We start from the raw sequence: 26,170 nt of genomic DNA, 5'->3' as shown, positions 1-26,170 counted from the left end.
CGAACGGCACGACACTGGCCTCGGTAACCCGGTTGGGGTCTGACCCCGGAGGGGCGGCCTCGGCGCTTGTTATCGGCTGACCAGGGGCGTTGGGCCCGGCTCATCAGGCAGGGCGGAGCTGGCCGCGCTCTTCGGTCACGATGATGTCCGGGTCGGGGCGCGAATCATTGACGAAGCTGCGGAAACGCTTGAGCTTCTCCGGGTCCTTGATGGCGTTGGCCCATTCGCACTCGTAGCTGTCGATGACGGCCTGCATCTGGCTTTCCAGCTCCTCGCCAAGGCCGAGGCTGTCGTCGAGGATCACCTCCTTGAGATAGTCCAGGCCGCCCTCGAGGTTCTCGCGCCATACCGAGGTGCGCTGCAGGCGGTCGGCGGTGCGCACGTAGAACATCAGGAAGCGGTCGATGGTCCTGATCAGGGTCTCGTCGTCGAGGTCGGTGGCCAGCAGCTCGGCGTGGCGCGGGCGCATGCCACCATTGCCGCAGACATAGAGGTTCCAGCCGTTCTCGGTGGCGATCACCCCGACGTCCTTGCTCTGGGCCTCGGCACATTCGCGGGTGCAGCCGGACACGGCGAACTTGATCTTGTGTGGCGAGCGCAGGCCCTTGTAGCGGTTCTCGAGGTGGATCGCCATGCCCACGCTGTCCTGCACCCCGTAGCGGCACCAGGTGCTGCCGACGCAGGACTTCACCGTACGCAGCGACTTGCCGTAGGCGTGACCGGTCTCGAAGCCGGCCTCGATCAGCTCGCCCCAGATGTCCGGCAGGTCCTCGAGGCGTGCGCCGAACAGGTCGACGCGCTGGCCGCCGGTGATCTTGGTGTAGAGGCCGTACTTCTGGGCCACCTGGCCGAGCACCACCAGCTTGTCCGGGGTGATCTCGCCGCCGGGAATGCGCGGCACCACCGAGTAGGTGCCGTTCTTCTGCATGTTGGCCATGAAGGTGTCGTTGGTGTCCTGCAACGGGATATGCGCCGCATCGGTGATCGGCTCGTTGAAGCAGGACGCCAGTATCGAGGCCACTGCCGGCTTGCAGATATCGCAGCCGAGGCCCGGGGTATGTGAAGCGCCATGCTTCTCGATCAGCTCGCCGAAGGTCTTGATGCCCTCGACGCGCACGATGTCGTAGAGCTCCTGACGGGTATGGGCGAAGTGCTCGCAGATCGACTTGTCGACCTCCACGCCGCGGCTCTCGAGCTCATGGTCGACCAGGCTCTTGAGCAGTGCCGCACAGCCGCCGCAGCCGGTGCTGGCCTTGGTTTCGCCCTTGACCGCGGCGAGGTCTACCGCCCCACCGTCGATCGTGGCGCAGACGTCGCCCTTGGTGACGTTGTGGCACGAGCAGATGGTCGCGGCCTCGGGCAGGGCATCGGGGCCCAGTGCCGGAGCGCCTTCGCTGCTCGGCAGAATCAGCGAGGCCGGGTCCTCGGGCAGTTCCATGCGGTTGGCGTAGTACTGCAGTAGGGTGTCGTAGACGCTGTTGTCGCCCACCAGCATGGCGCCCACCAGGCGTTTGCCGTCGCTGGAAACCACCAGCTTGCGGTACTGCTGCTTGAGCGGGTCGAGGTAGCGGAACATCCGCGCCCCGGGGGTGCGGTCGCCATGGGCATCGCCGATGGAGCCCACGTCGACCCCCATCAGCTTGAGCTTGGTGCTCATGTCGGCGCCGCCGAAGGTCATGCCGCCTTCCAGCAGGGTCGCGGCGGCGGCCTTGGCCATCTGATAGCCGGGGGCCACCAGGCCGAAGATGCTGTTGTTCCAGAGCGCGACTTCCCCCACGGCGAGAATGGCCGGGTCGCTGGTCAGGCAGCGGTCATCGATCACCACGCCGCCGCGTTCGCCCATCTCCAGGCTGCAGTCGCGGGCCAGCTCGTCGCGGGGGCGGATGCCGGCGGAAAAGACGATCAGGTCGGTCTCCAGCACCTTGTCGTCCTGGAACACCATGCGGTGGCGGCTAGCCTCGCCATCGATGATCTCCTGGGTGGCACGGCCGGTGAGCACCTGCACGCCCAGCGCCTCGATCTTCTCGCGCAGCAGTTCGCCGCCCTCGCTGTCGACCTGCATCGGCATCAGGCGCGGGGCGAATTCCACCACGGCGGTGTCGAGATTCAACCCGCGCAGGGCGTTGGCCGCCTCGAGGCCGAGCAGGCCACCGCCCACCACCACCCCGGTGGTGGCCGTCTCGGCCGCTTCACGGATGGCGTCCAGGTCCTCCAGGGTGCGGTAGACCAGGCAGCCGTCGCGATCGTTGCCGGGAATCGGCGGCACGAAGGGGTAGGAGCCGGTGGCCAGCACCAGTCGGTCGTAGCGGTAGCGGCCCTGGGGGGTCAGCACTTCGCTGCCGTCGCGGTCGATGGCGGTCACCGCCTCGGCCAGGCGCAGCTCGATGCCGTGCTCGGCGTAGTAGTCGGCGGTGGACAGCGCCAGCGAGTCGGCATCGCGGCCGCTGAAGTACTCGGAGAGGTGCACCCGGTCGTAGGCCAGGTGGCGCTCCTCGCCGAAGACGATGACGTGGTAGCGCTCGGTGGCGCCACGCTCGACCAGCTGTTCGACCAGGTGGTGGCCGACCATGCCGTTACCGATGATGATCAACTGCTGTTTGTCGGAATTTGGCGTGTTCATGCGGCCTCCTTCAGGGGGCTGTCCTGGGGTTCGGGGGAGTCGAGAAGCAACTGGGCGTCGGCGGCGCCGAGCAGCAGCGCCTGGCGGCAGGGACCGAGATCGGTGCCGGCCAGGGAGCGCTCGAAGTACCAGGGGCCCATGGCGGTGTCGCCATAGAGCACGGCACCCTCGATGCGTCCGTTGCGCAGCAGCAGGCGGCGGTACTCACCCTGTTCGGGGTCGTGGTAGGCGAGCACCTCGTGGCCGTCATCGGGATCAATGGGGCCGAAGGCATAGAGCGAGACGCCGCTGATCTTGAGCTTGGTGGCGGTGGGGGCCTCCCGGTAGCCGGCCACGGGCGCGTCGCCGGGACGCTGACAGAGCCGGTCGACGAGGACGTCCACCTGACGCCAGATCGGCTCGACCAGGCCGTAGAGCTGGCCCTCGAACTGGCAGCACTCGCCCAGGGCGTGGATCGCCGGGTCGGACGTGGTCAGGTGGGCGTCCACCAGGATGGCGCGCTCCGTGGCGAGTCCGGCCTGGCGGCCCAGCTCGGCGTTGGGGGTGATGCCGATCGCCACCACCACGCAGTCGGCGGGCAGCCGGGTGCCGTCCTCGAGGCGCACCTCGTGCACCCGGCCCTGGCCGTCGTCGAGGAGCGCGGCGATGTTGGCCTCGGTGAAGATGGTCAGGCCGCGGCGGGTCAACTCCGCCTCCAGCAGGGTGGCGGCGGTGGCGTCGAGCTGGCGGTTCATCAGCCGGTCGTCGCGCTGGATCAGGCTGACGGCCATGCCGCGCTTGCGCAGCCCCTCGGCGGCCTCCAGGCCGAGCAGGCCGCCGCCGATCACCACGGCGTTGCCGCCGGCCTCGGCGGTGCGGGTCAGGGCGGCGGCGTCGTCCAGGTCGCGGAAGGCGCGTACCCCGTCGAGCTCCAGGCCGGGCAGCGGCGGCATGGCCGGGCGCGAGCCGGTGGCCAGTACCAGGCGGTCGTAACCGAGGGTGCGACCGGCATCGGTGGTGAGGCGGCGTGCCTCGCAGTCGAGGGTCGCCACGCGCTCGCCGAGGATCAGCTCCACGCCCTGCTCGGTGTACCAGTCGGCCTCGCGCAGGGTCAGGGCATCGCGGGTCATGTCACCGGCGAGCAGCGGCGAGAGCAGGATGCGGTTGTAGGCCGCTACCCGCTCCTCGCCGATCACGGTGATGCGGGCGGGGCGGTCGTCGCGCTTGAGCAGCGTCTCGACCAGCCGGTGGCCGGCCATGCCGTTGCCGACGATCACCAGGTGCTCGGTCGCCGGGGAATCGGGATGTCGATGACGCATGTCCTGACACCTCTCTTCTTTGATGCGGAAATGATGAAACGAAGAAGACGCCTCGGCGTCGCCTCCCCTGGGGGAGTGCGCAGAGACGTCTTCGTCATGATATGGCGTGCGATCGCCGTTGATCGCCTGGTGTCGTTACTCAGTCAAGAATCCGGCCAGAATGCCAGGAAGTTCAGTTTTTTTAAGTTGATTCATGTGGTTGTGAGCGGGGTGGTATGCCGATGCCGTCCCGGTCAGGAGTGCTGTTGCACATCAGTGGTGCGTGGCCGCATCGAAATGCACAGGGCTGTAGCACTCCTCCAGGGTATGCAGATCGAGCGTGCGCCCGTGGTCGCGCATGTGCCGGCCGAGGTGCTCGGCGAAGCGGCCCGCTGTCGCGGGGCTGGGGCGGAGCACCCCCTCGCCGTGGAGGCGCTGGTGGATCGGCGCGCTGTCCAGCCCCAGGCCGTCGAGGTGGCAGATCGAGCGGTCGAGATAGGGCGGCAGGGCGAGCCAGTCCCGGGCCCGGCGCCCATGCTCGGGGGAGTCGGCGAGCCAGCTGCTCGCCCGCGCCAGGGCGCGGATCAGCGCCGCCTGGGTGGCCGGGTAGCGCCGCGCCCAGGAGCCGGTCACGCCGAGCACCTTCTCCGGATGGTCGGGCCACAACTGGGCGCCGGTGGCGACCAGCCGCCCCGCGCCGCGGTGGCGGGCCAGGGTCCCCCAGGGCTCGCCGGCGCAGAAGCCGTCGATGCGCCCCTCCTGCAGGGCTTCCACCATGCGCGGGGGCGGCAGGGCGATGAGCTCCACCCCTCGCTCGGCGTCGATGCCCGCCAGCGAGAGCCACTCGCGCAGCAGATAGTGCTGGCAGGAGAAGGGATAGACCATGGCCAGGCGGGGGCGGCGTTCGCCCGCTTGCCGGCGCAGCCAGTCGCCCAGCGCGCGTGCGCCCGTCGCGGGATCCGCGCCGAGTGCCGCGCCGCTGTCGTGGCAGAGCCTCTCGGAGAGCGTGAGGGTATTGCCGTTGCGGCTCAGGATGATCGGTGCCCGGGCATCGCAGGGCGCCCGGCCCAGTCCCAGGCTCATGGCCAGCGGTAGTGGCGCCAGCATCTGGGCACCATCGAGCAGGCCGGCGGCGACCTTGTCACGCAGCGTCGACCAGGCGTTCTCCCGCGACAGCGAGACCTCCAGGCCCTGCTCGGCGAAGAAACCCTGTTCCCGGGCGATGATCAGCAGGGCGGCATCCAGCAGGGGAATGAAGCCCAGGGTCAGGCGTTCCAGTTCGGGGGATGGCGGCATGGCCGTCGTGCTCATGGCTGTCTCTTTCATGACAGGGGCCCCTACTCGGGTGATCGAGTGTTCAGGCGTTCGAGAATGTCGATGACGCTGTCGGCGACCTCGGCCAGTCGTTGGCCGCGATCCATGGCCAGCTTGCGCAGCATGCGATAGGCCTGCTCCTCGTCGCAGTCCTGGTGCTTCATCAGCAGGCCCTTGGCGCGCTCGATGCGTTTGCGGTCGGCCAACTGGTTACGCGCCTGGTCGAGTTCCTGGCGCATGGACTGGAAGGCATCGAAGCGGGCGATGGCGACCTCGATGATGGCCTTGACCCGGCCGGGCACCAGGCCGTCGACCACGTAGGCGCTGACGCCCGACTGCAGTGCCGCCTGCATGGTGTCGGGGTCGTGCTGGTCGGCGAAGAACACCACCGGACGCGGGTTCTCGCGGTTGAGCAGGGCCATGCTCTCCAGGGTGTCGCGATCGGGCGATTCCATGTCGATGATCACCACGTCGGGCTGGTGGCGGGCGACCATCTCGTTGAGGCTCGCCGGGCTCTGCAGATGGCAGATGACCGTATGACCCTCGCTGGTGAGGGCCTCCTCGACCATGGCGGCGCGCACGACCTCGTCGTCGATCAGCAGGATGTTCAGGGGTGGTGGCATGGCTGTGTCGCTCGTCGTGTTGCGTGCGTTTACTGCGTTGCAAGATGCATTCCAGTTACCGCTACCTCGAGGCGGGACGCCAGTTCCGGGCGGGTGGGAGGGAGGCGTGGCCGTCGTGTCGAGGGCTGTCGGCACCAGGGTGGTGCATGGTGTGGCCGGTCATGATAGTCATTGGTGCGGCGGGCGGGGGCATGGTTCCCGGCAGGAGGGGCGAGGGAGTCCCAGGTCTTTGGAGTGACAGCAGAAATTACAGCATGGCATGTGTGTTGCTTGAGGGGTGGCACTAGCTGATCACACGGTAAGGAGAGCCATGCCGGTTCTCCGACCAGGCAACGACGCCCGCCAACGGCCCCCTGCTCAGGGGGGTGTTGGCGGGCGTCGCCGTTTCCAGACCTACCGCGACAGGAGATCGTCATGCATCAGGCCCGAACCACCTGCCCCTACTGCGGCGTCGGCTGTGGCGTGCTGGCCTGCGTGGAGAACGACCGGATCACCGGGGTGGACGGCGATGCCGATCACCCGGCCAACTTCGGGCGGCTGTGCGTCAAGGGCTCGGCACTGCACGAGACCCTGGGAGACCACGGTCGACTGACCCGTCCGCGGGTCGACGGTGCCGAGGTGGACTGGGAGACGGCACTCGACGCCGTGGCCGAGCGACTGCAGGCGACTCGCCGCGACCACGGCAAGGGGGCGGTGGCGGCCTATCTCTCGGGGCAACTGCTCACCGAGGACTACTATGTCGCCAACAAGCTGTTCAAGGGCTTTCTCGGTACGCCACACCTGGATACCAACTCGCGGCTCTGCATGGCCTCGGCGGTCGCCGCCTACAAGCGCTCCCTGGGGGCCGATGCGGTGCCGTGCAACTACGAGGACATCGAGGAGGCCGAGCTGGTGGTGCTGGTCGGCTCGAATCTGGCCTGGAACCACCCGGTGCTCTACCAGCGCCTGCGCACCGCCAAGAGTCGCAACCCGCTGATGCGGGTGGTGGTGATCGATCCCCGGGTGACGGACACCTGCGAGATCGCCGACCTCTACCTGGGCCTCAAGCCCGGCAGCGACGCCCGGCTGTTCAACGGCCTGCTGGCCTGGATGGCCGACAAGGGCAGGCTGGACCGCGTCTATCTCGAGAAGCACACCACTGGCCTCGATGACGCCCTGGCCGCGGCCCGGGAGGGCGACGGCGCGGTGGAGGCCATCGCCGCCGACTGCGATGTCGACCCGGAACGCCTCGAGACCTTCTTCTACTGGTTCGCCAGCCAACTGCACGTGGTGACCCTCTACTCCCAGGGAATCAACCAGTCCTCCAGCGGTACCGACAAGTGCAATGCCATCATCAACTGCCACCTGGCCGGCGGCAAGATCGGGTTGCCGGGCGCCGGGCCCTTCTCGATCACCGGCCAACCCAACGCCATGGGGGGCCGCGAGGTGGGCGGATTGGCCAACCAGTTGGCCGCTCACATGGACTACCACAGCCCCGGTGCCATCGACCGCGTTACCCGCTTCTGGGCCACGGAGCACCTGACGCCGGATGTGCCGGACGGGCCGGGCCATAAGGCGCTGGAGCTGTTCGAGGCGATCGAACGGGGCGAGGTGAAGGCGGTGTGGATCATGGCCACCAACCCGGCGGTGAGCCTGCCGAGAGCCGATAGGGTACGGGCAGCACTCGAGAAATGTCCGCTGGTGATCGTCTCCGAGTGCGTGGCCGACACCGACCTGCTGCCCTATGCCGACATCGTGCTGCCGGCCTCGGGCTGGTCGGAGAAGGACGGCACCGTGACCAACTCCGAGCGGCGCATCTCCCGCCAGCGCGGCATCCTGCCGCCGCCGGGCGAGGCGCGTCACGACTGGTGGATCATCACCCAGGTGGCCCGCCGGCTCGGGTTCGGCGAGGCCTTCGCCTTCGAGCACCCGGGCGAGATCTTCGACGAGCATGCCCGGCTGTCGGGGTTCGAGAACCGGGACGGCGCCGACTCCGCGCGGCTGTTCGATATCTCCGGCCTGGCCGGGCTCGACCGGGCGGCCTATGACGCCCTGGCGCCGATCCAGTGGCCGGTGACGGCCCGGGCACCGCAAGGGACGGCGCGGCTGTTCGAGGATGGCCGTTTCGCCACCCCGGACGGCCTGGCCAGGCTGATCCCGGTGCGGCCCCGCGAGCCCGAGCAGGCGCTGAGCGAGGCACGGCCGCTGCGCCTCAACACCGGCCGGGTGCGCGACCAGTGGCACACCATGACCCGCACCGGCCGGGCGCCGCGGCTGATGAACCACCGCGCCGAGCCCTTTATCGAGCTCACCCCGGAAGATGCCCAGGCCCTGGGCATCGAGGATCAGCAACTGGCGCGCTTGACCGGCGCCGGCGACGACTACCTCGGCCGGGTGCGGGTCTCCAAGGGGCAGCGCCGTGGCGAGGTCTTCGTGCCCATGCACTGGACCGGCCAGTTCAGCGGTCGTGCGAGCATGGGGGGACTGCTGGAGGCGCATCGCGACCCCGTTTCCGGACAACCCGAATCCAAGCATGGCGCGGTCTCGCTCGAACCCCTGGCGGCCGGCTGGGAAGCGACCCTGCTGGTGGCCGCCGACCTGGCGGTCGACGCCGACTGGTGTGACACCGCCGGCTACTGGGCGCGCATTCCCCTCGGCGGGTGCCAGCGCTGGCAACTGGCCGGCGGTCGGTCGGGCGAGCGTCCCGACTGGCTGGCCTGGCTGAGCGCGCACCTGCCGGTGGCCCCGGCGCTGTGGTGCGAAGACCCGGCCAGTGGACGCCTGCGCGCCGCGGGGATCGAGGCGGGTCGCCTGCGCTGGTGGCTGATGGTGGCGCCTCCCCGGGAGCTTCCCGGCCTGGCCTGGCTCGACGAGCGCTTCCAGGAGAGCGCCCGCGGCGAATCGCTGGATGCGGCCCGTCGCCGACGCCTGCTCGCCGGCTGCGACGATGGCGCCGCCGATAGCGGCCCGGTGGTGTGCAGCTGCCACCAGGTGGGCCGGTCCTCCATCGTCTCCGCCATCCACGCCGGCGACACCAGCGTCGAGGCGCTGGGCGCCCGGCTGGCCTGCGGCACCCAGTGCGGCAGCTGCATCCCCGAACTGAAATCCCTTATCGAAGAAAGTGCCGAAGAGGAGAGGGCCCATGCGCGCGCTGAGCCGAAGCCTGAAAGCATTGACGTTGCCTGATGTCCCCAGCGCCCTGGCACGCCTCGGCGCCGTGGCCAGTCGGTACCTGGAGGGGGTGAGGGGAAGCACCGGGGGGCAGGGCATCCTGCTGCCACGGGATGGCGATTGCCGTCCCGGTACCGTCTATCTGGTGGGGGCCGGCAGCGGCGACGTGGCGCTGTTGACCCTCAAGGCCGCGCGGCTGCTGATGCAGGCCGATGCCGTGGTCTACGATCGCCTGGTCGGCGATGAGGTGCTGGCGCTGATTCCCGTCGGCCGCGAGCGCTACTATGTGGGCAAGGCCCGGGGCCACCACAGCGTGCCCCAGGCCGAGATCGGCGACCTGCTGGTCAGGCTGGCCGGCGAGGGCAAGTCGGTGGTGCGCCTCAAGGGGGGCGATCCCGGGGTGTTCGGGCGCATGGGCGAAGAACTCGCCGCCCTCGCCGAGGCCGAGGTGCCCGCCGAGATCGTGCCCGGCATCACCGCGGCATCGGCGGCCTGCGCGGGCATGGGCATCCCGCTCACCGACCGGGCCCATGCCCAGCAACTGCGCTTCGTCACCGCCCAGCTGTGCCGCGAGGACGGCGAACCCGACTGGGCAGGCCTCGCTCGCCGCGACGAGACCCTGGTGTTCTACATGGGGCTCTCCAAGGTATCGGCGATCTGTGCCGGATTGAGACGCGCCGGCTTACCCGGCGACTGGCCGATGATGCTGGTGGCCAATGCCAGTCTGCCCGGGCAGGAGGCCCTCGTCGGCACCCTGGCCGATATGCCCGACAGGCTCACCGCCGCGCCGCTGCCCTCGCCGTGTCTCATCGTGGTCGGCAGCGTGGTACGGATGGTCGAGGCCAGCCCGGCGAGGGCCGGGCGGCAGGTCCAGCCCGAGATGGCATGAAACGCCCTCACCACGATACCCCCACCTCCACTACCAGGCTTGACCACCGCGACAATCCCGCTTGGGCACTCGCCGGCGGGGTGCCAGGGCGTACGGTAAGCCAACTCTCTGAAATGCCGGGAAACGCGATGGATATCCTCTGCGTAACAGCGGCGTTTCATCGAGAAACGTGAGGTTAACCCGATGTTTGTCCTGGGAATGATCCGCATGATTTCTCGAGCCGCTCCCGCCATGTTTCAGCGGTGATACATAAAAGGCTCTGCTCCGGTCTCGGCCGGCGCCTCTTCTCTCCGGCTGGCGTTGACGAACGACTCATTATCTCCCGGGTTTCCAGTGGCTTGGCAAACCCGTGGGCGGTGGTGGCATGGATCGTGCTGCATGGGTCTGTGACTGCGAGCGGGAATCGACGTTCAAGGGTGCTGACTCACCTCGATGCAGTAGCACCGGTTCGCAGTGACGCAGCAATGGAAATCGAAGGGTTGAGTCGTACTTATCACGGAGAAACGATCATGAAAAAGTATCTGGTAGTGGCGGGTACTCCCTTGCTGGCATTGGTGATGGCAATCTCCACTGCTCATGCAAACCCGAGTGCCGGCTTTGCCGATCAGGTCGACCAGAACGTGGCCTCCAGCGCGACGGCGGTGGGTGGCAACAGCGGCAACGCTGAGGGTGGTGCCGGTTTCGGCCTGGGCGTCGGGGGCAGCGGCAACGGCGGCGATGCCTACGGTGGCATCAACAACGACGATTCCAATGATGACGACTCCACTGGCGCCAACGGCGGCACCGGTGGCGATGGCTATGCCGGCTATGGCGCAGGCACCGGAACCGGCGGCAATGGTGGCTCGGTCGGCCGTGGCGGTGATGCCTGGGCGATGAGCGAGTCCTACAACACCTCCACCAGCGTGATCTCGCTACAGGAGATGAACTCCACCGTAGTGGGAGCAGGCTTCAGCATCAATGGCGGCCTCGGCGCCTCCGCGGCGACGGGTGGCGCGGGTGGGACCGCGGCGGCGGTGAACCTCGGTGTCGGGGTCGGCGGCGCCGGTGGCAACGGCAACGGTGGAGATGGTGGACAGGCGGTCGCCAATGCCGGCGATGGTGACAACGGTGGCGACGCCGCCGGCACCGGGCTGGGCCTGGGCCTGGGCCTGGGGGCCGGTCAAGGTGGCGATACCGACGCCGGTGCCGGCTCGGCCGCAGGCGCTGCCGCGGGTAACCTCGCGGCGCTCGGCGAGGTCGGTGACGATTTCGCCGACGCCGGGTCGACGGGGACCTTTGGCGGCGATCAGAGCGCGGCGGCCGATTCGGCTTCCACCGCCACCGCGACTTCGGGAGATGGCGGCGCGGGCAACGGTACCGGTACCGGTTCCGGGACCGGTGAGGGTTCCGCGTTCGCCGGCAGTGGTGGCAACGGCGGTGATGCCGAAGCGATGGCCGGCAACGGCGGCAACGGCAATGGTGGCGACGGCGGTCGCGGCCAAGGTTCCACGGGCGAGGCCATGGCCAGGGCCGGCAACGGTGGGGCCGGCGGCGACGGCGGCAACGGCGGCGCTGCCTCCTTCACAACCGGTGCGGCGAGGGTGGCCGTTGGTGGAGGCGTATTCGGTGGCATCAACAACATGAACGTCTCCACTGGCCTCTACAACTCGCAACTGGCCGGCACCAGCGTTGCCGCACACAGCAGTGTGCATATCGGCAACTAACGGAAAGCACGCCGTGGAACCGGGGGCCGGTGGGTTCAACCACCGGCTCCCTCGATGAATCAGCCGTATGGATCGGATACCGGGAGTCCAGGCCATGAAGGCGACATCACTCAATCTACTCGGATATCGTTACCGGTTTTACCCTGCGTTTCTGGCTGCGGTGCTGTTGTCGATGGTGGGCATGTCTTCGGTCGGCGTGGCCGACAGCGGAACAGCGCCATCTTCGGGGTTTGCCGCCATGGAGAGTCTCGACCTTCAGGAGATGGAGGCGGCACGGGGGAGAGAAGGTGCCATCATCCATTTCAATACGGTGAAAAGTGTTCAGAACATGAGCGCCACCGTCACCGATTCCTCATTCAATGTCGTGAACGGGAACATGGTCTCGGGAAATATCAACTTCGATAGCAATGCCCTGGGCCGCTACAGCGGCACAGGCATCTTCAGTGCCGTGACGGGGCATGGCAACTCGATCAACAACGCCGTCGGTATCAGTGTCTTTATTTCGAACTAGTGCAGCCGGTGCCGGAAACGTCACCGGTCGTCCGCTGCCAGTCGAAGGGGCGTGTGTATCATGAGGGTGCTCAGGGGATTCACTGCCGTCATCGTGTCGTTGTCGCTGGGGTGCGCGGCCAATGCCGGACCGGTCACCATCTCCAGCCACTTTGGTACCTTCCAGGTGGAGGCCAAGAGCCTGCAGGAGATGGGGTGGGACGGGGTCATCCGGCAGCAGTATGACTACAGTTGTGGCTCGGCGGCGGTAGCGACACTGCTGACCTACCATTACGCTCGCGAGACTACCGAAGCCGAGGTCTTCGAGTGGATGATCCGGGCCGGAGATGCCGAGCAGATCCAGCGCCATGGCTTTTCCATGCTGGACATGAAGCGCTATCTGGACAGCCAGGGCCTGAACTCGGATGGTTTCCGCATCGAGCTGGACGATTTCATCCGGATTGGCGTGCCGGCGATCACCATGGTCGATACGGCTGGCTACAAGCACTTCGTCGTCGTCAAGGGAGTCGACGAGCACAACGTGCTGGTAGGGGACCCGGCGGCGGGCACTATCGTGGTTCCCAGGGAGCACTTCGAGACGCTCTGGAACGGAACGGTGCTCGGTGCCCGGGAAGAGCTGGAGATCGCCCAGCGGCATTTCAATCATGAACGAGACTGGGCCGTGCGGCCCGCTTCTCCCGTCGAGCGCGGCGTACAGCGCTCGAGCATCGGGGCCAGCATGCTTACCCTGCCGGGCATGAATGAACTGGGCAGGTAACGAGGAGGAGGCATGGCATGAAGGCCCATTGCACCACGCTTGCCGACGGACGGTGTCGCGATCCGCGAGGATCGATCCGACGGGGGCAGCGACTCGTTGCTGGCGTGCTATTCATGGTCTCGGCGTCACTCGCTTTCGGCACCGGGACAGCGCCTTTCGGCGAGTCGGCGACGGCCGGTCGGGACGACGATATCTTCCACCGTGGCATGGTCATGGAGGAAGACGAACTGGAGCAGCTTCGCGGTGGCTTCAATATCGCGGGGATGGAGCTGGCATTCGGTGCCGAACTCAGTACGCGGATCGGCAATCAAGTCCAGCTGATCTCGGTGATGAATGTCACCCGGTCCGGTGTGGAACTCGTCTCGCAATCCTTCAACGACCGCGGTGGCACGGCGACCCGCGTTGGGCCCGAGGCGGGAGTTCGGGTGGTGGACATGACACCGGCCGGCATCAACCTGGCCGGCTTGGCCGACTTCTCCGGCGTCACCCTCCAGGATGCCCAGGGGTTCACCGCGGCCCTGCACCGGGTCACTCAGGATGCCATCCTCAGCGGGATAGTGAGCAACGCCTCGGGGCAGGATATCCAGCAGCGGATCGACATCAGCGTACGGGTGGGCAATGTCGGCGAGCTGCAAGCCGCCAAGCAGCGAGCGGCGATCATCGACTCGTTCTCCGGTATCCTGCGCTGAACCACCTGGCATCCGGTTCACTGGCTGTCAGAACCGAAAGCGAGAAGGCTGCCCCAGTGGGCGGCCTTCTCGCTTCGACTCCTGGGCCCGGCGTCGAGCCTAGAAGACATCCATACCGAAGGGAATGCGCAGCGTCAGTGTCGTGTCGGGGGCATCATCGGTGATGCCGAACTCCAGGCCCAGGTTGACGGAGACATCCTGGTTGAGCTGGTAGGACCAGCCCAGCAGCATCGAGCCGACATTCAGCGTATTGGAGCTGCGCGTCGCCGATGCACCCGTATCAGGGTCGAAATACTGGGTCTTGGTCTTGCCGATGAAGTCATTCTTGTAGCCCAGGGTAAAGGAGGTCCTGGGGTTGATCGAGTAGGCCATGCCGAAGCTCAGGCGTACGGCATCGCCGGGGTCGACCTTGCCCACGGAGATGTCTCCTACGCGCTCGTTGACATTGTCCTCGAGGTTGAACATGTAGCCCAGGTTGGCGAAGTAGACGGCCGGTGAAGACGGGAAGAGCACCGTCAAACTGGGCTCGATGGAGTGAAAGCCCGTGCCGGTGGGCAGTTCCTGGGGAGTGCCTTCGCTGTTGCGATGGATATCGAAGGGGCCCTTTCCGGTGGTCGTCTTGTAACGCAGGTTGGCGATATAGAAGGGGCTGCCATCCAGGCCGCGATTCAGCTGGTAGTGGGCGGCCAGCTCGATATCGCCCAGGCTGTTGCCCGAGAGCTCGCGGTCGAGATCGAAGGGGGGATCCACCTCGGCCACCGTGACCCTGTTCGTCTCATCCCGGTAGACATAGGGAATCTTCATTTCCAGCTCCAGCCGATCGGTAAAGCCCAGGCGGCCGGTGAGGGAAGCGGTGTAACTGTCGCGGTCGAGATCCTGGGCGGTGAAGACGCCGATCAGCAGGGTGCTGAGGATCTCGACACCCTCGAAGGTCATGCGATTGATACTCTCGTGGGAGTACTGGAATTCTGGTTCCAGTACCAATCTCCCTCTTGGGGTCAGGACACCGCCGAACTCGGCGATAGCCTGGACTTCCGGTTGAGACTCCCGTGCGGGGGGCTGTTCACCGACAGGCTGGATAGGTGCACCGTTGGGCGTCTGGGCCAGCGCTGAACCATAACCGATCAGCGATACGAGGCCGGTTGCGTAGACGACTTGCTTGGCTTGGATGAGCATGGCGTTGTTCCCTTTTCATGCAGTTCGCGCACTGTCTTGTCGGTAGAGGAAAGCGAGGGGGCACACCGTTTTCTCTCCCCGCCGCTAACTGGACGGCAACCGGATGATGTTCGCGGAGCAAAGATCGGCCTCATCCGCGGCGGTACCGCAGCAGCGATCGATTCCATGCTTGTCGATCAGTCGGTAGAGCGTGACTCGGGAAACACCCAGCTCGCGTGCTGCATGAATCACCTTGCTCTTGTTGCGTGCGAGGGCCGCCTTGATGGCATCGCATTCCGCCATGTCTCGAGCCTGCTCGAGTGTGAGACGGTGCCGAGAGGCGTACTGCCTCCTCTCCAGACCCAGGTCATCGGGGGTGATCAATCGCTTGTCACACATGACCATCGCTCGTCTTACCCGGTTGATGAGTTCGCGTATGTTTCCTGGCCAAGCGTACTGACGCATAAGGACCAGGCTTTCACGGCTGAAGCCGCGTACCTTCGTGGCTTTCTCGGCGGTGAACTTGCGGAAGAAGAAAGTCGCAAGTGGCTCGATATCCTCCGGACGCTCCCTTAGTGGGGGGGTATTGATCTGAAGGACATTGATGCGATGATACAGGTCGTCCCGAAAATTCCCTTCCTGGACGGCCTTTTCCAGGTTCACATGGGTGGCTGCCAGGACTCGAACATCAACAGGGATCTCCGTCAAGCCTCCCACGCGGAGTACCCTGTGATTCTCTAGAAATCTCAGAAGGTTGACCTGCATGTCGAGTGGGAGGTCACCTATTTCATCAAGGAAAAGTGTGCCTTTGCATGTCGATTCAATGATGCCTTCCTTACGATGAGTGGCGCCGGTGAAGGCGCCTTTTTCATGACCAAAAAGTTCGGATTGGATGAGTCCGGAAGGAAGTGCGCCACAGTTTACGGCATTGAATGGGCCTTTCTTGCGTGGTGAATTATCATGAATGGCGCGCGCCGTGAGCTCCTTTCCTGTTCCAGATTCTCCAGTTATCAATACCGGTGCATCGACCGATGCGATCTTGCCGATATCCCTGTAAAGGCGTCGGATGGTGGCCGATTCCCCGACCATGCAATAATCATTTTCTTTATGAGTTGTGACTGGCTTGGCTGTCTCATCGTTAGGCATGATTCGAGCCATTTCTGCTGCATTCTCAAGAAGGTTATTGGCCTTTTCTTCATCCAGTGGAAAGGTGATGTAAGTGTGGAATAGCTGGCCTATAAGTCGACGAATGTCTTTGGTGAGTAATGACTTTTTATCGACCAGTGCGATCCATAATGTTTTTCCGGTGTTGATCAAGATTTCGATATCTTGATGGTGGGAGGATGAATGGCTTTCCAAGATAATGAGGCCGGTGTGGTAATTTTTTTTCTGTAATAATCTTTCCGCGTCGAAAGTGCTCTCGGCATGGTCTATTGACCATTTGTAGGGCGTCATGGTCGCTGTTATATGCAGATAAATTCGCCTCTCTCCAATCAGGATGAGCCGTCTTGATGTGTCCATCATCATTGTCTCTTCCATTGCCGTGATACCCGTGGCCTCGCTTTCACTGTGTCCCTTGGCGAGTTACCATTCATGCGCCAGGCGAAGCGGCCTTGAATGTCATGACACACGCTGTCTTCCCTTCCTGGGGAGCGAAGTCAATGCATGATGGGGGGCTTGGTTGTTTCGTGCCGATGTCGGTGTTTTTTTATGCCGTGACATACTCTCCTCCTGCTCTTTGGCCATAAGGATAGTGGGGGGATCAACGAAGCACTGTGAAGTGTTGTTCTTGCTTTAAGTGTTGTAAAGTCGCGTTACATTCTGGCTGTCTGGCCGAGGGGGTAGGCGAGTCGCGAGTAATGAGATGAAAGCGCTGATATTTCATTTGCCTGGAGCTTTCCACGCAATGAGGGTGTGCTTCACTTCGATGGTGTCGATGGGGAAAATAGCGATTCAGTACCATTCATCATCATGGAGACTAAGCTTTCCACATGAGCTGTCTGCTGCTCCTGGAAGTGAGCTATCCGGTTCCGTGTGGCAGGTGCGTGCAGTGCGGCGTGATAGTCAGGTTGTCGCGCCTGATGGGGGAGGAGGAAGCTGGAGCGGGTGGGAGCCGCTGGCCGCATGGACCGGCCAGGGCGTATCGGCCTGGCCGGTCGAGTCGGCCGGGGGGCGGTGCCACCGGCGGTCAGCTGTCGGTTCGGCCCTGGAAGGCGTCGAATACCTCCTGGCCGGTCAGGTTCTGCGTGGCGTTCGCGAAGGCGTAGAAGGCCGGCTTGTCGTCGATGAATATCTGGGTATCGAAGGTCCAGGCCTCACCCCCATCGACCAGCCCCACGGGGATCGCGTAGTGGTCGCCGCTCTTCAGCCTGTAGAAGAGGTGCGTGCCGCAGTGGCGGCAGAAGCCGCGCTCGGCCCAGTCCGACGAGGCGTAGACGGTGACATTCTCCTCGCCCTCCATCTCGACCCGAGTGACGGTTTCCAGGGCCAGCAGGGGGCCACCGCCCCAGGTGCGACACATCTGACAGTGACAGGCCCCGATGTTCTGCCGGCCGGCCTGCACGGCCAGTTGCACCGCGCCGCACAGGCAGCTGCCACGGGCCGTCATTCCATTCTTCATGTTCTCCTCCTGCTCGTTCCTTGGGAAGGAAGTGGTGGCGGATGCTCCGCCAGCGGTGATCCTCTGCAGTCTAGGCGTTGATGGCGGGATTCTCCTGACTCGACCATCAGCCCATGGGCCGAGTCGGTTCGCCCCGGGCGAGCGCCTCTTCCAGAATCGCCTCCCGAAGTGCCGTGGCGGCCGCCGAGAGTGGATGGCGTCGCCTCGTCACGATGCCAAGCTCACGGCGGATCGTCGGCGTCACGAGGGGGCGGTGGTCGATACCCTCCGAGGCGATCTGGCGAAAGCTGAGCGAAGGCAGCACGCTGATCCCCAGGCCGGCGGCCACCATGCGGCCCACCGTGGCGATCTGACTGGCATCGCAGATGATATCCAGTGGCTGGCCTACCTCTCCCATGATGCGGTCGATGTCCTGGCGCGAACTGGAAAGTCGATTGATGCCGATGAACGGCTGTCTCGCCAGCTGAGCCCACTCGACGCTTGTCTGCGCAAGCAGCGGGTGTCCCAGCGGGCAGACGGCGACGTAACGATCCACGAGCACCGGCTCGAAGACGAGATCCTCGGAATCCTGGGGCGACACCGAAAGCCCCATGTCGGCGCGCCCCTCCCGCACCATCTGGTTCACCTGCTCGGCCAGCACGTCGTGCAGGCTCAGGTTGATGCGCGGGTAGTGGGCGTGAAAGGTGGCGATGATGCCCGGCAGCAGCCCCGCGGCCAGGGTGGGTAGTGCCGCCACGGTGACCTTGCCCCGCTGCTTCGAGAAGCGTTCGCCGAGGTCGGAGAAGGCCTCGTTCCAGTCGTCGAGCAGGCGTACTGCCACCGGCAGAAAGGCATCTCCCTCCGGGGTGAGTGCCAGTTGGCGGGTGGTACGTGAGAACAGAGGACCCCCCACCGTCGCTTCCAGCTTGCGGATGGCGATGGAGATCGCCGGCTGGGAAAGATGAATGTGCTCGCTGGCCTCGGCCAGGCTGCGGGAGTGGGCAACGGCGACGAAGGCTCTGAGCTGTTGAATGCTGGGATTCATTTATTAATTAAAACACACTTTAAAAACTATTCAATATACAAAATTGTCGACGCCCACCATTCTGCTACTGGGACTTCCACTCTTCTCTACATCCGGCTTGCCAAGCAACCATTCCGGTACCCAGCTCAGCACAGCCCGTCACCACAACAAGTCACCACAACAAGCCATCACAACAATGAGCCCACCACCGGGCCAAGGAGCCATCATGAAAATGCCAATCAAGACGATGCTCACCGCCATGGCCGCCAGCGTCGGCCTGCTTGCCGCCGCGTCCGCCGTGCAGGCCGATGAACGCCTGCTGATCGGCTCGACCTCCAGCTCGTCGAGCCACTACGGCTACTTCGTGGCCGTCAACCAGATCATCAACAGCCGGGTCGACGGCGTGAGCGCCTCGGTGGCCGAGACCGGTGCCACCGTGGATAACCTGCGCCGCCTCGGCCGCAACCAGATCGACATGGGGCTGGTGACCACCAACACCGGTTACCATGCCTACGCCGGCCTCGAGGATTTCGACGGTCGCCCCGTGGATAGCCGCCTGCTGTGGGTCTATACCGTGGCGCCCCAGAACGTGGTGATGCGTCGGGATGCCGATGTCGCCACTCTGGAAGCGCTGGAAGGGGTGCGCTTCAACCCGGGCATTACCGGCTCGGCCACCGAGAAGACCACCGAGGCCGTCTTGCGGACTCTGGGCATCTCGCCCGACTATGTGCGTGGTTCCACCACCGATATCGTCGATGCCATGAAGGATGGGCGCGTCATGGGCTCGGCCAAGTCCGGCGTCGGCAATAAGCTCGATGGCTCGAGCATGGATATCGCCACCTTCACGCCGATCAGCGTGCTATCGCTCTCGGGCGAGCAGGCCGAGACGTTGCGCGCCGAGATGCCGGACGTGGCCATCGTCGATATTCCCGAAGGCGCCGGCGACGGCATTCCCGCCTACACCACCTGGGCCTTCGGCGTCGCCGTGCACGCCCATCCGGACCTCGACGAGGAGATCGCCTATCAGATCGTCAAGGCGGTGATGGAGAACCCCGAGCCCCAGGCCAATGCCTTCTCCGCCATCCGTGACGCCGACCTCGCCGAGATGACCCTGCAGGTGGGTACGGTGCCGCTGCACCCCGGGGCGGCTCGCTACTTCGAGGAGCAGGGCCTGGAGATTCCCGATGCCCTGAAGCCTGCCCAGTAACGGCTATCGATAGGAGTCTGCCATGCGCGCGAACCTGACCAAAGTGCTGGCCCTGATGCTGGGCGGGCTGATCCTCTATACCTCGGCCACCGGCCCCTTCGAGAGCCTGGTCCAGCGCAGCGTCTTTCTCGCGTCGGTGATCCTGCTGGGGTTGACGCTCTATCCGCTGGGGGCCGGCAAGCGCTGGCGGCCGCTGGGGCTGACCGTCGACCTGTGCCTGGCCGTCGGCGTGGTGCTGGCCTGCGGCTACGTGGCCATGAACCACGACCGTATTCTGGTCGAGTTGCCCTGGGCATCGCCCCGGGACATGCTGTTCACCGCGGTGCTGGTGGCGGCGGTGCTGGAGCTGTCGCGGCGCGCCATCGGCGTGATCTTCCCGCTGCTGGTGCTGGCGGGGCTGGCCTATGCCTGGCTCGGGGCGGCGATACCCGGGCCGCTGGGGCACCGCGGCTTCGATCTCTACTACATCACCGAGACGCTCTATCTCGGCGACCTGGGCGTATGGGGCATGCTGGTCGGCGTGGCGGCCACGACCATTGCCGCCTTCGTGCTGTTCGGCTGCCTGCTGCTGCACACCGGCGGCGGCCAGACCTTCATGGACCTGGCGCTGCGCATCAGCGGGCGCTCGCCGGGCGGTGCCGCCAAGGTCGCCACCGTGGCCTCGGGGCTGTTCGGCATGGTCAGCGGCAGCGCCGTGGCCAACGTGGCCACTACCGGCAACTTCACCATTCCGATGATGAAGCGGCTCAACTATCCGCCGCCCTTCGCCTCGGGCGTGGAGGCGGTGGCCTCCACCGGCGGCCAGATCGCCCCGCCGATCCTGGGGGCGGCGGCCTTCATCATGGCCGAGATCCTCGGCGAGAGTTACCTGCGCATCGCGCTCGCCGCGCTGCTGCCGGCGATCCTGTTCTATCTCGGCGTGTTCCTGACCATTCACCTGGTGGCGCGGCGCCGCAACCTGCAGGTGGTGCCCGACGACGAACTGCCCACCTGGCCGGAGGTGCTGCGTCCCGAGCGGATCATTCCGATCCTGGCGGCACTGGGCGGGCTCTTCTACGGCGTGCTGTCGGGGCGCTCGATCCAGATGGCGGCCTTTTACGGCATCCTGATGACGGTGCTGACCTTCGTGCCCTTCGCCTTGCTGGCGAAGATGCCGCTGCGCGAGATCGCCGGCAAGCTGCTCGCGGGGCTGATCGATGCCGGCAAGGGCATGGTGATCATCGGCGTGCTGCTGGCCGGTGCCCAGATGCTGGTGGCGATGATCGGCATGACCGGCATCGGCGTGACGCTGGCGAGCCTGATCGTTACCGTGGGCGGGCAGTCGCTGTTCCTGGTGGCCTTCATCGTCGGCGGCGTGTGCCTGATCCTGGGCATGGGCATTCCCACCACCGCCGCCTACGTGCTGGTGGCCTCGGTGCTGGCGCCGGCGCTGACCGCCATCGGCGTCGAGCCGCTGATCGCCCACCTGTTCGTGTTCTACTTCGCCACCCTGTCGGTGATCACGCCGCCGGTGTGCGTGGCGGTCTTCGTCGCGGCGGGTATCGCCGGCACCAACTGGCTACCGGCGGCGGGGGAGGCCGTGCGCCTGGCGGCGGCGATCTACGTGATTCCCTTCCTGCTGCTGATCTACCCGGCCCTGGCCGGCTTCGGCAGCGCGGTCGACATCCTGCTGGCCAGCTCCCAGGGGGTGGTGTTCGTGGTCGCCTTCGCCTCGCTGATGTCCAGGGCGGCGCTCACCGGCAGCCGGGTGCTGGACGTGGCGGGACTCGTGCTGGTGGTCGGGCTGGCCCTGACGCCAGGCTGGTTGACCACGGCAGGCGCCCTGCTGGTGCTGGTGGGCCTCTACGGGCGTCGTCGGCACCACCTGCTCAGCGTCACCAGGAAGGCCGTGACGGTAACCACTGGCGGCATCACCGCCAAGGAGACCCACCCATGACCTTCCTGTTGGGGAGCGGGGCCGGCTTCTCCGGTGACCGTACCGATGCGGCGATTCCCGTCGTGGCCGAGCTGATTCGCCGTGGCCAGCCATCGGCCCTGGTCTTCGAGACCCTGGGGGAACGCACCCTGGCCGCCGCCCATCGCGCCATGCGCGACGACCCTTCGGCCGGCTTCGAGCCGCTATTGGAAGAGCTGCTGACGCCGGTGCTCGACGACTGCCTGCGCCATGGCATTGCGATCCTCGGCAACTTCGGTGCCGCCAACCCGGATGGCGCCTGCCGTGTGGTGGCCGAGCTGGCCGCCCGTACGGGGCGCGGCGGGGCGAGCATCGGCCGGGTCCATGGCGACGATATCCGCGCTCGCCTCGGTGAGCTGGAGCTACAGCGCTGGGAGGCGGAAAACCGCGAGCTGCCCGGCGAGATGGCGCTGATCTCGGCCAACGTCTATCTGGGGGCGGCGCCCCTGGTCGAGGCCCTCGAGCTCGGTGCCGAGGTGGTGGTCACCGGCCGGGTGGCCGACCCGGCGCTGTTCCTGGCCCCGCTGGTGCATCACTTCGGCTGGGCCTGGGACGACTGGGATCGCCTGGCCGCCGGCATGATGGCCGGACACCTCGCCGAATGCGGGGCCCAGGTCAGCGGTGGCTACTTCGCCGACCCCGGCCGCAAGGAGGTGCCGAACCTGGCGCGGGTCGGCTATCCGATCATCGAGGTGGAGGAGGACGGCAGCCTGGTGGTGACCAAGCCCGTCGACACCGGCGGCATGGTCACCGCGCGCACGGTCAAGGAGCAGCTGCTCTACGAAGTGCACGACCCGGCCAACTACCTGACGCCCGACGTGGTGGTGGATCTTTCCTCCGTGCGGGTGGAGGAGATCGGCCCCGACCGGGTGGCGGTCAGCGGCATCCGCGGCAAGCCGGCCCCGCAGCGGCTCAAGACCACCGTCTGCTACGAGGGCGGCTGGCAGGGCGAGGCGGAGATCTCCTACGCCGGGCCCAACGCCCTGGCCCGGGCCCGGCTCGCCGCCGAGGTGCTGCGCGAGCGGCTGACATTTCGTGCGCCACCGGAGTTGCGCTCGCGGCTGGACATCGTCGGCCACGCCAGCGTCTTCGACAGCGATGCCGGCGACCTGCAGCGCACGATGCCAGGCAGCGCCAGCGGCGACTACCGCCTGCGGCTGGCCGCCGAGCACGCCGAGCGACGCTGGGTGGAGCGCGCCACTCAGGAGCTGCTGGCGCTCTACTGCGCCGGTCCGGCCGGCGGCGGCGGGGTGCGCCGACAGTTCCAGCGGCGGGTGTGCACGTCTTCCTATCTGGTCAAGCGTAGCGATGTGGACGCCTTCGCCACGCTGTTCGATGCGCGTCCGGCCGACGAAAGGAGCCCAGCCCATGCCACGCGTTGAAGCGACCACGGCCGGTGCCGTGAGCGAGTGCGGCAGCGAGCGCCCCGGCGTGGCACTGCATCGCCTGGCCCATGCCCGCGCCGGCGACAAGGGCGACCGGCTCAACCTGGCGCTGTTCGCCTATGACCCGCGCCACTACGAGACGCTGGTGGCGCAGGTCACCGAGGAGCGGGTGCTGGCGCTGTTCGCCCACCGCGGCGCCAGCCGCGTGCGCCGCTACCTGCTGCCGGGGCTTGCCGGCATGAACCTGGTGATCGACGACGTGTTGCAGGGCGGCGTCAACGGCGCCCTGAACCTGGATGGCCATGGCAAGACGCTCTCGTTCCTGCTGCTGGGCATGGAACTCACGCTGCCTGCGGCACTGCTGGACTGAGCCGTGTAGCTCGCGCTGGCGCGAGGCCCGGCCATCCAGTACCGGTGCCGTGCCTCAGAGGCGCCGTTTCTGCAGGATATCGGAGAGGTCGAGGATGGAGCGGGCCATGGCGGCCATGCTCTTGCTCTGGTCCATCGAGGCCTTGCGCAGGAAGCGGTAGGCCTCCTCTTCGGTCATCTCCTGGTGGGCCATGATCAGTCCCTTGGCACGCTCGACGAGCTTGCGTTCGCGCAGCGCCTTGCGTGTGGTCTCCAATTCGTCGCCGAGGGCCTGGAGGCGAGAGGCCTGGACCTGCATCAGTTCGATCAGCGAGCGATTGAGCTGGGAATCGACGGCATTGGCGGTAAGGATGCCCAGCTCGTGGCAGGGTTCGCCGTCGAACAGGTCGACCAGTTGCTGACACATGGGCGGCGAAGAGCCGTTTGACGTCAGGGTCGCGCGCAGGGCCACGAGATCGGCCATCTCCTGGCGTGAAACGGCGATCTTGTCACGGCACATCGCCGAGAGCTCGTCGGCCAGGGCCTCCTCCACCCGTTTCATGGCGTCGATGCGCCGGGTGGTCAGCTCATACCAGGTTTCCCCGAGACTTCGACGGGTATCGGGGCGGGGGATATCGCTGCCGGCCATTTCCCGCAGCTGCTGGACGCCGGCCTGGGTGCGTGGGGGAAGTCCCTCGTGCCAGCGACGACGTGCCTGAGGCGTGGCGAACTCGGCGAAGGTGTCGAAGCAGCGCTGCTGGGCGTCGACGAGGTGGCGCAGCAGCCGGCGATGGGGAGTGTCGAAGCCGCCGGCGGTGAAGCCGATGGCACCACAGGCACGTTCCTGGCCGGCCAGTTCCTTGCCCTGCATGAAATGGAAGATGGCCACCAGGGCGTGGGTGATCTCGGGGTCGCCGGCGGTATCCGCGGCATCGAAGACCACCGAGAGCAGGCCGCTGATCAGCCGGTTGAAGGTCAGGGTGGCCTCGTCGGCGGTGATGGTCAGGGTCTCGATGTGGCCCCGCAGGGCGCCGAGGCTGTCCAGGGCGTACCAGACCCGGGCGATACGCCCAAGCAGCCGGGCCCCGGCCGCCGGCCGGCTGCCGTCACTGGCCAGGGTGTCCAGACGCTGGCGCATGATTCGCTCGGTCTGCAGGCACTCCTCGACGCGCTCCTGGCGGTGATCGGCGAAGCGCTCGCCACGGGAAGCCAGGTAGACATTGGAGGCACCGCGCTCCTTCTGCAGTGCGTGGATGAAGCGGCTGATGTCTCCGACGATCTCGCAGGTGGTGGCGAGGTGCTCCAGGTTGTCGATCTCGCAGCGCTTGGCGGCGAGTAACAGGCGTTCGGCAGGATTCATGGGTTCGTTGACCTCTTCGGTGTCGCTCTGGAAGCGAGACGCTCCTGCATCTAATTCGCAAGTTCCGTGCCAGTTCGTTCCCGACGACTGCCGCCGCCCCGGTGGGGCGGCGGCAAGCACGCGATCGGGCGGGTGAATCAACGCAGCGACAGGGCGCCGGCACCGCTGTCTTCGCCCATGGCCTCGCGGTAGGCCTTGGCCTCCTCGGCCTCGGTTTCCTCCGAGAAGCGCACCAGCAGGGCGAAGGAGGCCAGCACCAGTACGACCAGGCCCAGGTAGAAGAGCCCCTGCTGGTAGGTGATCGCCTCCGAGCGGAACAGGAAGGCGGCGGCCACCGCACCGACGTTGCCGCCGGCGCCGACGATGCCGGCTACCGCCCCCAGCGCCTTCTTGTTGATGAAGGGCACCACGCCATAGGTGGCACCTTCGGCCATCTGCACGAAGAGGCTGAACACCAGCATGATGCCGATGGCGTACGACAGCACATGCATCTGCGAGAAGCCGATCAGGGCGATGCCCTCGCAGACCAGGGCGATGAACAGCCAGCGTACCCGCCCCTTGAGACCGCCGTTGCGGGCAAAGAGATCGGAGAAGACGCCGCCCATGGTGCGGGCGAAGACGTTCATCAGCCCGAACAGGCCGGCGATCATCCCGGCGGTGGCCAGTGTCAGGTCGAAGTGGTCGAAGAAGTAGATGGCGGCGATGTTGTTGATGGTCAGCTCGACGCCGAAGCAGATGGCGTAGACCACGAACAGCGCCCAGACACGGATGTCCTTGGCCGCGGCCAGGAAGCTCTTGCCGGCGCCGTTTTCGCCATTGGCCGGCGGCAGCTCGCCGCGGGCACGCAGCTCATCGAAGTTGCCGTTGGGGGCGTCCTGGGTGAACAGGTAGTAGCAGATGCCGGTGATGAACAGCACCACGCCGGGCACTACCATGGCCAGCCGCCAGCCCAGTGCCTCGTTGACGCCGAGCATCAGCAGGCCGGAGAAGATCAGCGGCATCAGGATCTGGGTGGTACCGCCGCCCAGGTTGCCCCAACCGGCGCTGGTGGCGTTGGCGGTGCCGACCACGTTGGGGGCGAACATCATGGTGGTGTGGTACTGGGTGATCACGAAGGATGCGCCGATGGCGCCGATGGCCAGCCGTGCGAGCAGGAAGGTCTCGAAGCTGTTGGCGAAACCGATGCCCATGACGGGAATCGAGCCGAGGATCAGCAGGCCGCTGTAGGCCTTGCGCGGTCCGATGCGGTCGCAGAGCACGCCGATCAGCAAGCGTACGATCACGGTGATGGCCACCGAGGCGATGATGGTATTGCCGATCTGGGTCTGGGTGAGGGCGAGGTCCTCGCGGACCACCGCCATCAACGGTGCAATGCCGAACCAGCCGAAGAAGCAGATATGGAAGGCGAACCACGAGAAGTGGAAGGCACGCATCTGGGGGGAACTGAAGTTCAACAGGCGAATCCTGTTGGCCTTGTTGAGAATATCCATGGGTCAGGCCTCGCGTTGGATGGTAGCGAATCCGGGAACGTGTCCTTCATCGTTGAAGGTCAGGTTCGACGCACTCGTACTCCTGGGGGAGCCTGGTCCACGCCTACCATTATCTG

Annotated in this window: 20 protein-coding genes; 10 read left to right on the top strand and 10 right to left on the bottom strand. The window is 66.0% G+C overall.

Annotated features, from left to right (window positions below; translation table 11 throughout):
* Nucleotides 1-103: 103 nt before the first annotated feature.
* The 4 genes from nirB to C1H66_RS10760 form a co-directional block, all read right to left on the bottom strand.
* Nucleotides 104-2,620 (bottom strand): nitrite reductase large subunit NirB, encoded by a 2,517-nt coding sequence (gene nirB, locus C1H66_RS10775; protein WP_102627883.1) that lies wholly within the window; start codon nucleotides 2,618-2,620, stop codon nucleotides 104-106.
* Complete coding sequence (locus C1H66_RS10770) at nucleotides 2,617-3,918, bottom strand: NAD(P)/FAD-dependent oxidoreductase (protein ID WP_102627882.1); 1,302 nt, start codon at nucleotides 3,916-3,918, stop codon at nucleotides 2,617-2,619. Before C1H66_RS10770 ends, nirB begins: the two co-directional genes overlap by 4 nt.
* A gap of 252 nt (nucleotides 3,919-4,170) precedes the next feature.
* Nucleotides 4,171-5,208 (bottom strand): CmpA/NrtA family ABC transporter substrate-binding protein, encoded by a 1,038-nt coding sequence (locus tag C1H66_RS10765; protein ID WP_102627881.1) that lies wholly within the window; start codon nucleotides 5,206-5,208, stop codon nucleotides 4,171-4,173.
* A gap of 26 nt (nucleotides 5,209-5,234) precedes the next feature.
* A complete protein-coding gene (locus C1H66_RS10760; RefSeq protein WP_102627880.1) occupies nucleotides 5,235-5,834 on the bottom strand; it encodes an ANTAR domain-containing response regulator in 600 nt (199 codons plus the stop codon).
* Between the two features lie 414 nt (nucleotides 5,835-6,248).
* Between C1H66_RS10760 and C1H66_RS10755 the strand changes: the two genes are divergently transcribed.
* From C1H66_RS10755 to C1H66_RS10730, 6 genes are all read left to right on the top strand, one after another.
* A complete protein-coding gene (locus C1H66_RS10755; protein ID WP_102627879.1) occupies nucleotides 6,249-8,999 on the top strand; it encodes a nitrate reductase in 2,751 nt (916 codons plus the stop codon).
* A complete protein-coding gene (gene cobA / locus C1H66_RS10750) occupies nucleotides 8,956-9,873 on the top strand; it encodes a uroporphyrinogen-III C-methyltransferase (protein WP_102627878.1) in 918 nt (305 codons plus the stop codon). The genes C1H66_RS10755 and cobA overlap by 44 nt, the downstream gene beginning before the upstream one ends.
* A gap of 509 nt (nucleotides 9,874-10,382) precedes the next feature.
* Nucleotides 10,383-11,576: a hypothetical protein gene (locus C1H66_RS10745; protein ID WP_102627877.1), complete on the top strand. Its 1,194-nt coding sequence runs from the start codon at nucleotides 10,383-10,385 to the stop codon at nucleotides 11,574-11,576.
* Between the two features lie 94 nt (nucleotides 11,577-11,670).
* Nucleotides 11,671-12,087: a hypothetical protein gene (locus C1H66_RS10740; RefSeq protein ID WP_102627876.1), complete on the top strand. Its 417-nt coding sequence runs from the start codon at nucleotides 11,671-11,673 to the stop codon at nucleotides 12,085-12,087.
* A gap of 60 nt (nucleotides 12,088-12,147) precedes the next feature.
* Nucleotides 12,148-12,843 carry a C39 family peptidase gene (locus tag C1H66_RS10735; protein ID WP_102627875.1) on the top strand — a complete coding sequence of 232 codons (696 nt, stop codon included), beginning with the start codon at nucleotides 12,148-12,150 and terminating at the stop codon, nucleotides 12,841-12,843.
* 17 nt (nucleotides 12,844-12,860) lie between these two features.
* Nucleotides 12,861-13,532, top strand: a complete 672-nt coding sequence (locus tag C1H66_RS10730) for a hypothetical protein (RefSeq protein ID WP_146010711.1) — start codon at nucleotides 12,861-12,863, stop codon at nucleotides 13,530-13,532.
* A 99-nt stretch (nucleotides 13,533-13,631) separates the two neighbouring features.
* Here the strand turns inward: C1H66_RS10730 and C1H66_RS10725 are convergent, their stop codons facing one another.
* The 4 genes from C1H66_RS10725 to C1H66_RS10710 form a co-directional block, all read right to left on the bottom strand.
* Nucleotides 13,632-14,516 (bottom strand): transporter, encoded by an 885-nt coding sequence (locus C1H66_RS10725; RefSeq protein ID WP_240618280.1) that lies wholly within the window; start codon nucleotides 14,514-14,516, stop codon nucleotides 13,632-13,634.
* A gap of 276 nt (nucleotides 14,517-14,792) precedes the next feature.
* Nucleotides 14,793-16,214, bottom strand: coding sequence for a sigma-54 dependent transcriptional regulator (locus C1H66_RS10720; protein WP_240618279.1), 1,422 nt, complete (start codon nucleotides 16,212-16,214; stop codon nucleotides 14,793-14,795).
* A 661-nt stretch (nucleotides 16,215-16,875) separates the two neighbouring features.
* On the bottom strand, nucleotides 16,876-17,307 hold the full coding sequence (locus C1H66_RS10715; protein ID WP_102627872.1) for a GFA family protein: 432 nt from the start codon (nucleotides 17,305-17,307) through the stop codon (nucleotides 16,876-16,878).
* A gap of 106 nt (nucleotides 17,308-17,413) precedes the next feature.
* A complete protein-coding gene (locus tag C1H66_RS10710; protein WP_102627871.1) occupies nucleotides 17,414-18,331 on the bottom strand; it encodes a LysR family transcriptional regulator in 918 nt (305 codons plus the stop codon).
* Nucleotides 18,332-18,536: 205 nt separating this feature from the next.
* On the opposite strand from C1H66_RS10710, the gene C1H66_RS10705 reads away from it, so the two are divergent.
* The 4 genes from C1H66_RS10705 to C1H66_RS10690 are packed head-to-tail and all read left to right on the top strand — an operon-like array spanning nucleotide 18,537 to nucleotide 23,226.
* A complete protein-coding gene (locus C1H66_RS10705) occupies nucleotides 18,537-19,517 on the top strand; it encodes a TAXI family TRAP transporter solute-binding subunit (protein ID WP_240618278.1) in 981 nt (326 codons plus the stop codon).
* Between the two features lie 22 nt (nucleotides 19,518-19,539).
* On the top strand, nucleotides 19,540-21,453 hold the full coding sequence (locus C1H66_RS10700) for a TRAP transporter permease (protein WP_240618277.1): 1,914 nt from the start codon (nucleotides 19,540-19,542) through the stop codon (nucleotides 21,451-21,453).
* Nucleotides 21,450-22,853: an acyclic terpene utilization AtuA family protein gene (locus tag C1H66_RS10695; RefSeq protein WP_102627870.1), complete on the top strand. Its 1,404-nt coding sequence runs from the start codon at nucleotides 21,450-21,452 to the stop codon at nucleotides 22,851-22,853. Before C1H66_RS10700 ends, C1H66_RS10695 begins: the two co-directional genes overlap by 4 nt.
* On the top strand, nucleotides 22,840-23,226 hold the full coding sequence (locus tag C1H66_RS10690; protein ID WP_240618276.1) for an AtuA-related protein: 387 nt from the start codon (nucleotides 22,840-22,842) through the stop codon (nucleotides 23,224-23,226). Before C1H66_RS10695 ends, C1H66_RS10690 begins: the two co-directional genes overlap by 14 nt.
* Nucleotides 23,227-23,280: 54 nt before the next feature.
* Here C1H66_RS10690 and C1H66_RS10685 read toward each other — a convergent pair whose 3' ends face one another.
* Together C1H66_RS10685 and C1H66_RS10680 are read right to left on the bottom strand one after the other, a co-directional pair.
* On the bottom strand, nucleotides 23,281-24,564 hold the full coding sequence (locus tag C1H66_RS10685) for a nitrate regulatory protein (protein WP_102627869.1): 1,284 nt from the start codon (nucleotides 24,562-24,564) through the stop codon (nucleotides 23,281-23,283).
* A gap of 137 nt (nucleotides 24,565-24,701) precedes the next feature.
* Nucleotides 24,702-26,054 carry a NarK family nitrate/nitrite MFS transporter gene (locus C1H66_RS10680; RefSeq protein WP_102627868.1) on the bottom strand — a complete coding sequence of 451 codons (1,353 nt, stop codon included), beginning with the start codon at nucleotides 26,052-26,054 and terminating at the stop codon, nucleotides 24,702-24,704.
* Nucleotides 26,055-26,170: the final 116 nt, after the last annotated feature.

The organism is Halomonas heilongjiangensis (assembly GCF_002879645.1).
Classification (GTDB): domain Bacteria; phylum Pseudomonadota; class Gammaproteobacteria; order Pseudomonadales; family Halomonadaceae; genus Halomonas; species Halomonas heilongjiangensis.
Note: the sequence above shows the minus strand (reverse complement) of the source record. Positions and strands in the feature narration are given on the sequence as shown.